The 13,551-nt window shown below is 67.5% G+C and carries 12 protein-coding genes; 7 read left to right on the top strand and 5 right to left on the bottom strand.

Annotated elements, in window-relative coordinates; genetic code table 11:
* The first annotated feature begins 137 nt into the window (after positions 1–137).
* On the top strand, positions 138–866 hold the full coding sequence (locus NRB20_RS00060) for a GntR family transcriptional regulator (RefSeq protein ID WP_227833086.1): 729 nt from the start codon (positions 138–140) through the stop codon (positions 864–866).
* Positions 867–898: 32 nt separating this feature from the next.
* Here NRB20_RS00060 and NRB20_RS00055 read toward each other — a convergent pair whose 3' ends face one another.
* A complete protein-coding gene (locus tag NRB20_RS00055; protein WP_319944244.1) occupies positions 899–1,654 on the bottom strand; it encodes an amino acid ABC transporter ATP-binding protein in 756 nt (251 codons plus the stop codon).
* Between the two features lie 152 nt (positions 1,655–1,806).
* On the opposite strand from NRB20_RS00055, the gene NRB20_RS00050 reads away from it, so the two are divergent.
* The 5 genes from NRB20_RS00050 (at position 1,807) to NRB20_RS00030 (ending at position 7,844) form a co-directional block, all read left to right on the top strand.
* Positions 1,807–2,742 (top strand): ABC transporter ATP-binding protein, encoded by a 936-nt coding sequence (locus tag NRB20_RS00050; RefSeq protein WP_153407137.1) that lies wholly within the window; start codon positions 1,807–1,809, stop codon positions 2,740–2,742.
* Positions 2,739–3,578 (top strand): ABC transporter permease subunit, encoded by an 840-nt coding sequence (locus tag NRB20_RS00045; protein ID WP_153407136.1) that lies wholly within the window; start codon positions 2,739–2,741, stop codon positions 3,576–3,578. Before NRB20_RS00050 ends, NRB20_RS00045 begins: the two co-directional genes overlap by 4 nt.
* Positions 3,579–3,669: 91 nt before the next feature.
* Positions 3,670–5,001, top strand: a complete 1,332-nt coding sequence (locus NRB20_RS00040; protein ID WP_153407704.1) for a sensor histidine kinase — start codon at positions 3,670–3,672, stop codon at positions 4,999–5,001.
* Positions 4,998–5,675 (top strand): response regulator transcription factor, encoded by a 678-nt coding sequence (locus tag NRB20_RS00035; protein WP_319944243.1) that lies wholly within the window; start codon positions 4,998–5,000, stop codon positions 5,673–5,675. The genes NRB20_RS00040 and NRB20_RS00035 overlap by 4 nt, the downstream gene beginning before the upstream one ends.
* A gap of 426 nt (positions 5,676–6,101) precedes the next feature.
* On the top strand, positions 6,102–7,844 hold the full coding sequence (locus tag NRB20_RS00030; RefSeq protein ID WP_227833085.1) for a hypothetical protein: 1,743 nt from the start codon (positions 6,102–6,104) through the stop codon (positions 7,842–7,844).
* A 68-nt stretch (positions 7,845–7,912) separates the two neighbouring features.
* On the opposite strand, the gene NRB20_RS00025 is transcribed toward NRB20_RS00030, so the two are convergent.
* Entirely contained in the window at positions 7,913–9,361 is a 1,449-nt protein-coding gene (locus NRB20_RS00025; protein WP_319944242.1) for an aldehyde dehydrogenase family protein, read from the bottom strand.
* 218 nt (positions 9,362–9,579) lie between these two features.
* Here NRB20_RS00025 and NRB20_RS00020 point away from each other — a divergent pair, with 218 nt between their 5' ends.
* Positions 9,580–10,683: a 4Fe-4S binding protein gene (locus NRB20_RS00020; protein WP_227833084.1), complete on the top strand. Its 1,104-nt coding sequence runs from the start codon at positions 9,580–9,582 to the stop codon at positions 10,681–10,683.
* Between the two features lie 3 nt (positions 10,684–10,686).
* On the opposite strand, the gene dhaL is transcribed toward NRB20_RS00020, so the two are convergent.
* From dhaL to NRB20_RS00005, 3 genes are all read right to left on the bottom strand, one after another.
* Positions 10,687–11,298, bottom strand: a complete 612-nt coding sequence (gene dhaL / locus NRB20_RS00015) for a dihydroxyacetone kinase subunit DhaL (protein ID WP_153407135.1) — start codon at positions 11,296–11,298, stop codon at positions 10,687–10,689.
* A complete protein-coding gene (locus NRB20_RS00010; RefSeq protein ID WP_153407134.1) occupies positions 11,295–12,317 on the bottom strand; it encodes a dihydroxyacetone kinase subunit DhaK in 1,023 nt (340 codons plus the stop codon). The genes dhaL and NRB20_RS00010 overlap by 4 nt, the downstream gene beginning before the upstream one ends.
* 138 nt (positions 12,318–12,455) lie before the next feature.
* Complete coding sequence (locus NRB20_RS00005) at positions 12,456–13,316, bottom strand: hypothetical protein (protein WP_319944241.1); 861 nt, start codon at positions 13,314–13,316, stop codon at positions 12,456–12,458.
* Positions 13,317–13,551: the final 235 nt, after the last annotated feature.

The following is a 13,551-nucleotide window of genomic DNA, read 5'->3' as shown; positions in this document are numbered from 1 at the left end:
CCCGATCGCCGTCGTGGCGAGTCGTTCGCGATCGGCGGTCGGGTGTGCGGCGATCACGTTGTGCGCGCACAGGACTCGGTGTGTCGCCGGGCCGAGTCCGCCGCGTGGGCCGCCCGGCCGCATACCGTACCGTTGACATGCAAGATACATATGAGACCGCCGAGGGGGTCATGATGGTCGCCGCATCGCGAAGAATCGATACGAGCAATTTCCAGGAACGCGCGGCCGACGGGCTGCGCGAGATGATCATCTCCGGTGAACTCGCCCCCGGTCAGCCGCTGTCCGAGATCACCCTGGCGGAGATCTTCGGCATCAGCCGCACGCCGATCCGCGAGGCGCTCAAACAATTGCAGATCGAGGGCCTGGTGGAGATCCGGCCGCGGATCGGCACCTTCGTCACCGTGCCGTCGCGCCGGGAGATCAACGAGCTGTTCGAGATGAAACAGCTGCTTGAGGGCGGCGCGGCGCGGCTGATGGCCGCGCGCGGCGACATTCCCGAACTCACCGCGATGAAGGCGAACGTCCGCGCCGCCGACGCCGCCGTCGAGGCCGGGGACGTGGAACGCTATTCCGAACTGGTGCACGAATTCCACGAGATCCTCATCGCCGGCGCCGACAACGGCAAACTGGCCACCCACTACCGCCTGCTGATGAATCAGCTCGCCTACGGCCGCCTGGTGAAAACCTCACTCGCGCAACCGGGCCGGTCCATCGAATCCGAACACGAACACCACACCGTGCTCGAACTGATCATCGCCAAGGACGGCATCGGCGCGGAGAACTGCATGCGCCGCCACGTGCACGCCAGCCAGCAGGCCCTGATGTCCCAACTCGAGACCTGGCCGCCGCCGCTGCATACTCCCTGACCGACGCCGAACATGGTGCGCGGCTTCGGGTTTCAGTGTGTGAGGATTTTGGAGAGGAACTCGCGGGCGCGATCGGTGCGCGGCCCGGCGAAGAAGTCTCGCGGTGGTGCGGATTCCACGATCCGTCCGGCGTCGAGGAACACCACCCGGTCCGCGACGCGGCGGGCGAAGCCCATCTCGTGGGTGACCACGAGCATGGTCATCCCTTCGCGTGCCAGTTCGCTCATCACGTCCAGGACCTCGTTGGTCATTTCCGGATCCAGTGCGGAGGTCGGTTCGTCGAACAGCAGCACCCGGGGTTCCATGGCCAGGGCGCGGGCGATCGCGACCCGCTGCTGCTGGCCGCCGGACAGTTGCGCGGGATAGGCGGATGCCTTGTCGGCCAGGCCGACCCGGGCCAACAGTTCGTGCGCGCGTTCCTGTGCCTGACGTGCCGGTACGCCCCTCACGCGTACCGGGGCCAGGGTGATGTTCTCCAGCACCGTCTTGTGCCCGAACAGGTTGAACGACTGGAACACCATGCCCACCTGTGCCCGCATCCGTGCCAGCTCGCGTCCCTCCAGGGGCATCGGGACACCGTCCAGCAGGATCTCCCCGGCATCGATCGTCTCGAGCCGGTTGACGCAGCGGATCAGCGTCGACTTACCGGAACCGGACGCGCCGAGCAGCACGACCACCTCCCCGGCGCGCAGCTCGAGATCGATGCCGTGGAGCACCTGATGCGCCCCGAACGACTTGTCGACCCCGCCGAGGCGCAGCAGCGGGGGCGAGGTGGAATCGGCAGGCATACCGAAAGCATGACACCCGACCCGTAGTACTTCGGTACCACGGCCCCGGGCGTATTTCCTGCCGCGGTACCACGATCCCGGCCGCAGCGCTCCTACCTTGGGTTATGGAGGCGAGCCGGAGCGGCCGGACCGCGTGGACACAGGGACGAGTGATGATCGAGGCACATCGGCTCACCAAGAGGTACGGCGAGAAGACGGCGGTGGACGGACTGGACTTCACGGTTCGGCCGGGGGTGGTGACCGGATTCCTGGGGCCGAACGGCGCGGGGAAATCCACCACCATGCGGATGATCGTGGGACTGGACGCGCCGAGCGAGGGCACCGTGACGGTGAACGGCCGGCGGTACGCGGATCATGCTGCGCCGCTGCGGGAGGTCGGTGCGCTGCTGGAGGCGCGCTCGATCCATCCGGGGCGTTCGGCGTTCAATCATCTACTGGCACAGGCGCAGACGCACGGCATACCGCGTCGCCGGGTGAGCGAGGTGATCGAGCTGACCGGACTCGAGGCGGTGGCCGGGAAACGCGCGGGTGGTTTCTCGCTCGGTATGGGGCAGCGGCTGGGTATCGCCGCGGCGCTGCTGGGTGATCCGGAGACCGTCATGCTGGACGAGCCGGTGAACGGCCTGGATCCCGAAGGCGTGCTGTGGATCCGCAACCTGCTCACCGCGTTGGCGCAGGAGGGCCGCACGGTGTTCGTCTCCTCCCATCTGATGAGCGAAATGGCTTTGGTCGCAGAACATCTCATCATCGTCGGGCGCGGCAGGCTGCTCGCCGACACCACCGTGAGCGAGCTGGTGCGCGAGGCCGGTGGCGATACGGTCACCGTCGCGAGCGCGGATCCGGTCCGGTTGCGCGAGGTGCTGGCCGGGCCCGGTGTGCAGATCACCGGACGTTCCGGTTCGGAGACCCTCCAGGTGAGCGGATTGTCCACGCGCGCAATCGGTTCCAGGGCCGCCGAGCACGGCATCGCACTGTACGAGCTGACCGCGCGGACCGTGTCGCTGGAACAGGCGTTCATGGATCTGACCCGCGATTCGGTCGAATATCACGGCAATACCGGCATCGACACCCTCGGGAGGGCGGCATGACCACGACACTCGCGCAGGCTCCGGCTCCGGCGCAATCCACCCGTCCCGAATATCGCGTCACCGCGGCGCGGGTGCTGCGGTCGGAGTGGACGAAACTCTGGTCGCTGCGCTCCACCTGGATCACCCTCGTCCTGGGGCTGGTGTTCCTGGTCGGTTTCGGTGTGATCGCCGCGGTCCAGTACAAGTCCAAGGTGCATTCCGGGCAGACGCTCGACACCCAGTGGGTCGGTTCGACCGTGCTGAGCCTGTCCCTGTTCGGCATCAACTTCGCGGAACTGGCGATGGGTGTGCTGGGGGTGCTGGTCGTCGCGGGGGAGTACTCGACGGGGATGATCCGCTCCACGCTGGCCGCGGTGCCGCGTCGGTTGCCCGTATTGTGGTCCAAGGCAGCGGTTTTCGGGGTGGTCGCGTTGGTCGTCGGGACGGTCGGGGCCTTCGCCACCTATCTGATCGATCATGCCATTCTTGCCGGAACCCCTGCGGCGCAATCGATTACCGATGCCGGTGTGCTGCGCAGCCTGTTCGGCGCGGGGTTGTATCTCGCGCTGGTCGGTGTGATCGGGGCGGCCCTGGGTGTGCTGATGCGGTCGGTCGCGGGCAGCGTCGCGGTGTTGATCGGTGCGCTGCTGCTGATTCCGAGCCTGGTCTCGCTGCTGCCGCACAGCTGGCAGGACCACGTCAGCCAGTATCTGCCGAGCAATGCCGGGCAGGCGATGTTCGCGCTGCACCACGATGCGAGCGCGTTGTCGCCGACGGCCGGGCTGCTGGTCTTCGTGGGCTGGACGGTGCTCGCGCTGGGCGGCGCGGCCTATCGGCTGGCGCGAACCGACGCCTGAGCACATGGGTGATTTCGACGAAACGCGGCAGCGGGCACGGTCCCGGTGTCGCGTTTCGCCGCTGGTCGGACACGATGGACGGGTGACATCGATGGGCACCGACACCACCACGGCACCTGCCGCCTGGCCGCTGCCGGGATTCGCCGCACCGCTGATCGAGCGGTTGGGACGGTTCCGGCGGCGGCTGCTGCGGGTGGACCGGGCGCATCCGTGGATTCTCGATGCCGCGGTGACGCTGCTGGTCTTCCTGGCCTTCGGTGGGCCGGATCTGTGGGAGCCGCAGCATTCCGGTGGGCCGCACGACCCGCAGATCGTGCTCACCCAACTTCCCGCACCCGTCGCGGTGGCGTTTCAGGCCGGGTTGCTGCTGCCGCTGCTGTGGCGACGTCGCGCGCCGACGGCCGCGTTCGGGGTGATCGCGGCGGTGTTCCTGGTGCAGTGGCTGCTGGGTGCGGGTCTGCGTGTGGACGCCGCCCTGCTCGTCGCGTTGTACAGCGTGGCGCTGCGGGCCCGGCCGGACCGCCTGCTGTGGGCGTGTGCCGCGGCTGCGGCGGTCATGGTGCCGGTCTCGTTCCGGGTCGCGAGTGGCGGGTTGCGGTGGGAGGTGCTGTTCTTCCTGCTCAGTGCGGTGACCGCGGCCGTCGCGCTGGGACTTGTGGTGCGTGCGCGGCGAATTCAACTCGCCGCTCTGCGCGAACGCGCTGCCCAACTCGAGATAGAGCGCGACCAGCGCAGCAGACTGGCCGCCGCCACCGAACGCACCCGGGTCGCGCGGGAGATGCACGACATCATCGGGCACAACCTGTCGGTCATCATCACCGTGGCCGACGGTGGGGCGTACGCCGCCGAGACCGATCCGGCGCGCGGCCGGGAGGCGCTACTGCTCATCGGAGACGCCGGACGTCAGGCGTTGGGTGAGTTGCGTCGCATGCTCGGTGTGCTGCGCGAGCGCGGTCCCGAACACGCCGAGGCCCTCGAACTCGAACCGCAACCGGGCATCGCCGACCTCGAGACACTCTTCTCCCGGGTGCGAGCCGCCGGAACCGAAGTCGTGTATCACAGCGGCGGCGTCCTGGACGGCCTCGATCGTGGCGTGCAGTTGATGGCGTACCGCATCGTGCAGGAGGCGCTGACCAACACACTCAAACACGTCGGCCCTGGTAGCCGGGCCGATGTCACGGTCACCGCCGAGGACTCGCGCTTGCGGATCAGCGTGCGCGACTCCGGACGACGCGACGGCAGCGCGGCGCCGGCATCCCCCGGAGACGGGCAGGGCCTGGCCGGAATGCGGGAGCGCGCCGCACTCTACGGCGGCACCGTCACCGCGGGCCCGACCTCCGCCGGCGGCTGGCTGGTGGAGGCTATCCTCGTTCTCACCGACACCATCCGGCCCTCGAATTCCGCAGGCGGACAACAACCGTGACCACCGTCCTGATCGTCGACGACCAGCCGCTCCAGCGCTACGGCCTGCGCATGCTGCTCGACGCCGCCCCCGAGACCGAGGTCCTGGGCGAGGCTTCGCACGGCGCCGAGGCCGTCCGCGCGGCCGCGGAACTACGTCCCGACGTCGTACTCATGGACATCCGGATGCCCGGCATGGACGGTATCGAGGCCACCCGCCGCATCATCGCGGCCGGCGGACGCTCCCGCATCCTCGTGATGACCACCTTCGACCTCGACGAATACGCCTACGCCGCGCTCCGCGCCGGAGCCAGCGGCTTCCTGCTCAAGGACGCCCAACCCGAGGAACTCCTGGCCGGAATCCGCGCGGTGGCAGGCGGCGACGCGGTCATCGCCCCCACCCTCACCCGCCGCCTCCTGGACACCTACGCCCAACACCTGCCCTCGGGCCCAGCCACCCCACCCGGCGGCGACGACCCACGCTGGCTCTCGCTCACCGACCGCGAACGCGAAATCCTCACCGCCATCGGCCACGGCTGGACCAACGGCGAGATCGCCGAACGCCTCGTCCTGTCCGAATCCACCGTCAAAACCCACGTCGGCCGCGTCCTGTCGAAACTCGGTGCGCGCGACCGCATCCAAGCCGTCATCATCGCCTACGACCTCGGCCTCACCCGCCCCAACTCGTCGGGTTGACCTGCCTCAACTTGGGCTGGGCTGCCTCAACTTGTCGGGCTGAGCTGCTCCAACTTGTCGGGCTGATCGGAAAACCTCTGGGCGGCAACATATTCCACACTGTCGCCGGATAGGTCTGTGCTTGACCGGACTCGTAGTTGGCCCGGCCGTTTTCGGACCTGGATCGCAATCGGACTCGGGGCGCAGTCGCGATCGGACTTCATGGAAGAGCATCGGCAGTCGGGTTGGCGTGGTCTTCAGGTGCGGGGAGGTGTTTCGAGAGTGCAGGGTGGCTCTTCGACTGTGCGACTGTGGCGGATCACAGTGCGGGAGTGTGGATTTCCGGGTATCGGACAGTGTCGATCCGGGCCTGCCGCCGCTCGGTGACCGTACGCTACCCGCGGGTAGAGCGACGCTTGCCAGGATCTCGATGAGGAGAGTGGTCCGATGCGACGAGGCATCACCGGCTCGATGTTCCGGCTGCTGGTCGTGGCGGCGAGTGCGGCGGCGGCCGCGGTGCCGGTCGCTCCGGTTGCGGGTGCGGATCCGGAAGGGGCGGATCGGGTGGAGACGCCGGTGCGGATCGCCTCGCCGGTTACCTCTGTGGACGAATCCGTTGTGCGCGTGCGTGTTCCGCTACCGGACTCGGTCGGCGCGCAGCCTGCGGCCTGTGATTGGCTGTCGTATCTGCGATACCGGGATGCGAACGGGCCGTCCGTCGCGGCCGAGGCCGATCGGATTCTGATCGCTCAACCCGGAATCCTGGAGGGTGCCGGGGCATTCGACAGCGTCGCCCGCAACACCGTGGCCGCGGCGGCTCGGCGCGGTGAGCACATCGAATTCTGGGCGCTGGATCGCCGGTCCAACTGCCTGGACGACCACACCGGCGTGCGCGCGGGTCTGGCCGCGCACAACTACGACGTCGCGCTCGACTATTACTATCACCACCGCCCCGTCGACGGGCACACCTTCGCGGGCTTCCTCGGCAACGATCAGGTGGCGTGGCTGGCGAACGTCGGTATCGCGCAGACGATCACCGACGAGTACGACCTGCTGGTCCACGAACTCCCCGATCCGGCACTACGTGAGCGAAAGGTGTTGTGCGGCGGGCATTCCCTGGGTGGGGTGGTGACGGCGTTCTTCGCCGACGCGGACTTCGGCGGCACTCCCGGATACCGCCAGTGCGCGGGCTATTTCGCGCTGGACACCGCGATCTCTCCGACGCTGTCCGCGCTCTCGGGCCTGCCCTCGCCGTGGTCGATCCTGCCCAGCGGCGGCCTGGACTACGAGGCGACCCAGGCCGCGCTGCGCTCCGGTGTCGCGCCGCGCACGCTGAATCTGCCCGTGCTCATCGGCCCCGAGACCATGACGTTGCTGGGCATCGTCGGCCTGGCCGCAGACGTGGATCCGGACGGGCAGAGCCATCTCGCCGCGGCCCTGCCGCGCACGCCGAACCTGGACACCACGCTGCGATTCCTGTTCTCCCGGGACGCGACCACCTTCGCCGCGGGCTCGCCCTCGGTCCGGCAGTTCCGCCTCACCAACGCCGCCGTGCTCGGTGCCCTCATGGGCAACGCCTCCCAGCCGCTGGCCTTCCTACAGACCAGTCCCGGATTCTTCGACGGAGGTCCGGTGCGCGACAAGGACTTTCCGCTACCTCAGGACCTCGCGCACAACCCGGCCCTGACCCCGCTCACCCGCGCAGCCCTCGGCCCGGACACCCTCGGCATCCCCGACCAACCGGACGGCCCGCTCTACACCTGGCGCAATTATGACCGCATCACCGCACCGGGAGCAACGGTCTACCGCGACAGCGCCGGAAAGCCTTACGCCACACCGGAAACCGAGGTGACCGATATCGGCGAACTGGCGCGCAGCCTGGCCGCGCAACCGCTACCGTTCACCGAGGACTACTTCCCGACCAAACTGGCCACCGACATCTTCCAGGTCGACGATCCGCAGATCGCCCGCCTGCTGGTGCACCCCGAGGGCGTCACGGCCCATCCGACGATCAACCTTCTCGGCGGTTCGGGGCTGGTGATCGGCAACGGCCCACCACGTTCGGGCCGCTTGGTAATCGCGCCGGGCTATCACCACCTGGATGTTCTGACCGCCTCGGCCCAGCAGAACAACCATCGGCCCGAGCCGATCTCCACATCTCTCGCCGACTTCGCCGTCGACCCGCGATAGCGTTGACCTGTCGAGCGAGAGCCGTTGTTCGGGGACCACCGACCAGCCGGCGATCCCCGAACCCGCGATCAGTGTCCGATGTACACGGACTTCAGGTTGAAGTAGGCCTCGATCCCCTTACGTCCCCGCTCGCCGCCCCAACCCGACTGCTTGTGTCCGGAGATCGGCATCGAGGGATCCGAGGCGAGAGCGGAATTCACCCAGATCTGGCCTGCGCGAAGCTCGTTCACGACGCGGTGGGCGCGGCTGAGGTTCTCGGTCCAGATCGATCCGGCGAGCCCGTAGTGCGTATCGTTCGCGGCAGCGATCACCTCGTCCTCGTCGTCGAAGGGGATCACCGAACCCACGGGCCCGAAGATCTCCTCCTGGATCAGCCGCATATCGGGCGTGGTGCCGGTGATGATGGTCGCCTGATAGAAGTAGCCGCGGCGATCGAGCGGCTGCCCACCGGTGATCACCTCCGCGCCCCCGGCGACGCCGTCGTCCACGATGCCCTTCACGCGCTGGCGCTGCTTCTCGCTGATCAGCGGTCCCAGTACGGAATTGGGGTCGTCGCTGCCGCCCATCGGCAGCATCTGCGCGAAGGCGGCAAGACCCTCCACGACCCGTTCGTAGATGCCGCGCTGCACGTAGATGCGCGAGGTGCACGAGCAGTTCTGCCCGGAACCGGCGAGCAGGCCCATGCCCGCGCCCATGATCGCCTTGTCCAGATTGGCGTCGTCGAACATGATCAGCGGTGATTTGCCGCCGAGTTCGAGGGTGAGGCGCTTGAGGTTGCCGGCGGCCGCGTGCACGATCAGGCGTCCGACCTCGGTCGAGCCGGTGAACGAGATCTTGTCCACGTCGGGGTGCGCGGTGAGCGCCGCGCCGGTGGTCTCGCCGTAGCCGGTGACGACGTTCAGCACGCCGTCGGGCAGCCCGGCCTCGCGGAAGATCTCCTCGAGTTTCAGCGCGGTCAGCGGGGTTTCCTCGGCGGGCTTGAGCACCGCGCTGCATCCGGCGGCCAGCGCGGGCGCGACCTTGAGCATCGCGACGAAGAACGGCCCGTTCCAGGGGATGATCAGCCCGACGACGCCGACCGGCTCGTACTGGGTGAAGGTGTGGTACGTCTCGAATTCGCCCAGCAGACCGTCGGATACGAGATTCGCCGACTCGCCGTGGATCTTGCCGACCCACCCGGCGTAGTACACCAGCATCTCGAGCGACACCTTGATGATGTGGCTGGCGGCGGTGGCGTTCATGCCGTTGTCGCGGGCCTCGAGCTCGGCGAGTTCGTCGATGCGGGCGCGGATGATGTCGGCGGCCCGGAACAGCACCTCGGCGCGGTGCGCGGCGGGCAGTTTGCGCCACACACCCGACTCGAACGTCTCGCGGGCCCGCGCCACCGCCTCGTCGACCGCCTTCTGATCCGAGTCGGCGACCTCGGCGATCAACTCCTCGGTGGACGGGTCGTAGACCGGAATGATCCCCGAGCCGGGGCTTTGGACCGCGGGTTCGACCTCGATCGCGTTACTCACTGTGCCTTGTCCTTTCGCCGAGCCGCCCCGACACGTGCAAGCGCCTCTTCGTGGGTGCGAATGCGACGAGAATATCACTCTCGTCAACGGGGAATCATACTTTCTTCAGAAAAGAGTGGTGATCTACCGGTGTGATGAGCGATGAGTTTCCGCGCGCCGGGGCGTCTATCTCGTTGAGGCCGTGACGGTCTCGGGGAGACAGGCGAGGGAGGCACCCGATGGTGATGGAATCCGAACCCACGACACCGCGGCGGTTGGCGGACCATCCGACCGTGCGGCGGATGGCCGAACAGGGCCGAACGCGGCCCGCGGCCGTGCTGAGCGCGGCGGAGTTGCGCGAGATCTGCCTGGCGGCCGGTGCGGACGACGTGGGATTCGTCGCCGTGGACGATCCACGGGTCGCGCCGGAGTTGGAGCACGCGCGCGGAATCCTGCCGACTGCAAGGACTTTCGTCTCGTTCTGCGTGCGGATGAACCGCGACAACCTGCGCAGCCCGATGCGCAGCCTGGCCAACACCGAGTTCAATCACGCCGACGACGAGACCAACGAGGTGTCCCGCGGGATCACCCGGGCTCTACAGGACGCCGGATACCGCGCGATGTATCCCGCGCCCGGATATCCGATGGAGGTCGACCAGTTCCCCGGACGGATCTGGGTGATCGCGCACAAGGTGGTGGCCGAGGCGGCCGGACTCGGCGTAATGGGCATACACCGCAACGTGATTCACCCGAAGTTCGGCAACTTCATCCTGCTCGGCACGGTCGTCACCGACGCGGTGGTGGACGAGCCGAGTGCGAACCTCGACTTCAATCCCTGCCTCGAGTGCAAACTGTGCGTATCCGCCTGTCCCGTCGGCGCGATCGCCGAGAACGGCGGCTTCGACTTCCAGGCGTGTTACACGCACAACTATCGAGAGTTCATGGGCGGCTTCACCGACTGGGCCGAAACCATCGCCGACAGCGCGGACCGCGACGAGTACCGCGAACGCGTGGCGACGGGCGAATCGTTCTCGATGTGGCAGAGCCTGTCGTTCAAACCCAACTACAAGGCCGGGTACTGCATGGCCGTGTGCCCGGCGGGGGAGGACGTGATCGGCGCGTTCCTGGACAATCGGCGCGAACATCTCGACGAGGTGGTGCGGCCGTTGCAGAACAAGCGGGAGCCGGTGTACGTGTTGTCCGGGTCGGCGGCGGAAGAGCATGTCACGCGACGGTTTCCGCACAAGACCGTCAAGCCGGTCACCAATGGGTTTCCGGATGAGGTCAACGATCTGCTCGACCAGATCGGGCCGCGCCCGCGCCCGCGCGACCCGTCGGAGTGAGGCTCAGCCGGTCTCGGACGAGCCGAAGAGCAACCCGATCGTGATCGCGCCCGGGTCGGGTACGCCGATGGCGTGGTCTCCGACGTAGCTGGCCCGGCCGCGGCGGGCGCGGATGTCTCGGGTACTGCGGGCTCCGGCTACCGCGGCTGTCGCGGCGACGTCGAATGCCTTGTCCAGGTTGGTATCCGGGGCGAGGGCGCGCAGGGCGTCGACGGCGGGGGAGAGGGCGTCGACGAGGGTTTTGTCGCCGACCTGGGCCTCGCCGACGCGCTGGATGGCGGCCAGACCCTCGGCGGCACCCTCGGCCAGTGTTGCGGGAGTGAGGGTTTCGCCGACGGCTCTGCTCAGCGCTTGGAACAGCAGACCGAACAGGGGGCCGCTGGTGCCGCCGACGCGGTCCAGGAAGACATTCGCCGTCGCAGTGAGAACCTCTCGCGCGGACGCGTTTTCGGGCAGAGCGGCCAGTTCGGTGCGCACCAGGGCGACCGCGCCGCCGATGTTGTTGCCGAAGTCGCCGTCGCCCGCGGCCTGGTCGTAGGCGGTGAGCTGAGGCTCGGCGGTGATGACGCGGTCGGCGAAGCCGAGAATCCAAGTGCGGGCGGTATTTTCGGTCATCGGTCATCCTCGCCGGTTCGGGTGGTGGTGGGCCATGCGGCGGTGTGGGCCGGTGCGTCCCACAGTCGGGTCAATTCGTCGTCGGTGCGGGTCAGCGAGAGGGAGAAGCCGCGCATATCCAGCGCGGTGACCAGGGAGCCGACCAGTCGACGTTCGAGCGTGATCCCGTGCTGTTCGAGAATCGTTGCGAGACGGTCGAATGCGCCGTACAGCTCCATCTGCGTAGTCCTACCGAGGCCGTTCACCAGCACGATGACGCGCGATCCGGAACCCAATCCCAGCGCGGAGATCAACGCGACGGTCATATCGCCGACCAGCGCATCGATCTCACCATCGGCGCGCACGAGCCCGGATCGCTCACCGTGAATGCCGACACCGTATTCGATTGCCCCTCTGGGAAGTTCGAACGCCGGTTGTCCGGTCCCGGGCGCGGTCTGCGCGGCGGAGGCGACCGCGATACTGCGACTCGCATCGACGATCCGCTTACCCAGCCCCGCCAATTCACTCAGCGAGCGCCCCTCATCGGCAGCGGCCCCGAGCAACTTCTCCACGATCACCGTCGCCCCGGTACCCCGTCGGCCCACCGCGATATCCTCGGAATCGGTGGCCACATCGTCATCCACCAGCACCCGTTCACAAGCGATTCCGTCGTGCTGCATCCGCTCGGCCGCGATCGCGAAGTTGATCCGATCACCCGTGTAGTTCTTCACGATATGCAGCACCCCACCGGATTTCGCCACCGCCCGCGACGCCTCGTACACCTGCCGATTGTGCGGCGAAGCGAAAACCCTTCCAGGACAAGCGGCATCGAGCATCCCCCGCCCGACGAACCCGCCATGCATCGGCTCATGCCCCGACCCGCCACCGGACACCAACCCGACCACCCGCCCCCGCGCGGGATCCACCGCACTCAGATACCCCGGATCCACTGTGTACGAAACAGTTTCGGCATGCGCGCGAGCGAACCCCGCCAGCGCGCGATCGACCAGGTCATCGGGAGAGTGCGCGAAATAGCTCATCGAGCGGCTCCTACGGGAGAGGGAAGGGTTCATCGACGGTGTCGTCGCCGCGCCCCAACGGTATCGTGCACGTGCCCGTCCGCACTGTCACTCCGATCATCATGCGTTGGCGTTGCCGCACGAACCAGCCATATGGATTCATCGTCGCGGCGGCGGCAGTACCCGCCGGGCGAGGCGAGCCAGCGGCGTCGGCGTCGGATTCCACGGCTCGTCATCGTCCGAATCCCAGGCATATGCGGGAACGTCCCCACACAGCAGCTCGCGCAGTTCCGGAATCCCGAGCTCATCGGCCGACCAGTCGTACAGATCGGCGAACCTGGGCCGAATGACCCCGAAGTCGAGCAACCTCCCGAACCCATGCTCCACGTCGAGATACCGCCCCAACTCACCGACCAGCGGATAGTGATTGGGCAAAACCCGCGACAACGACAGAAAGATCCCCGTCATCCCCAACCGCGGATCCCCCAGCAACGGCGCGACGGGAGCCCCCCAACTCAACGCCAACCGCGGAGCCGCAACCAACGCATGCGCGTAGAGCACTCGAACCAACACAACATTGATGAAGAACCGCTCCACCCGATTCTCCCGCTCGGCCAGCCCCCGATGCTCGAGATAAGCGGACACAACGCTGGCATTGTGAGCCCGATACCAACTCCGCGCCGAAGGCCGCCGCGCAAACTCCACCGCCAGCCCACCACTATGCCCGGACCCCTCACCCCCACCCCCGAAGATCCCCGCCCGCGCCTCACACGTATCCAACAACAACCGCTCATTGACCGCCCGCCACCAATGACTCCCCGGCGCCGCACCCCCCGGCGGATTCAGCAACCCCCGCCGCACCTGCCACCCCATGAACGCCAACGCAGCCCGCCGATACGGCAAATGCCGCCCCCTCCCCTCCACCGGCGGCTCATAAAGCCGCCGCAACAACTCCACCCGCGCCCCCGGATCATCCCGCACCAACGCAACCTGACCCGCATCAAACCCCGCAGCGCCCACCTTCGCCACGCTAACACGGCAATCTTCCCGTTCCACCGATACCACAAGTCTCGCTGCTGCGGCGGCTCGCGCGATCACCGCCGACCTGGCACTTCGATCGGCCACTAACCTCGCGCATTCACCGGAATTCCGACACCGTGTGTCGGTATGAGGAAAGGGTGCTCTGACCTGCGATAATTCGAGTTGTCTAGGTTCGAATATGGCAGTTGCAGGAGCACCCTTTCGGTGAGTCAGT

It is taken from the genome of Nocardia macrotermitis (assembly GCF_009604405.1).
Taxonomy (GTDB): domain Bacteria; phylum Actinomycetota; class Actinomycetes; order Mycobacteriales; family Mycobacteriaceae; genus Nocardia; species Nocardia macrotermitis.
Note: the sequence above shows the minus strand (reverse complement) of the source record. Positions and strands in the feature narration are given on the sequence as shown.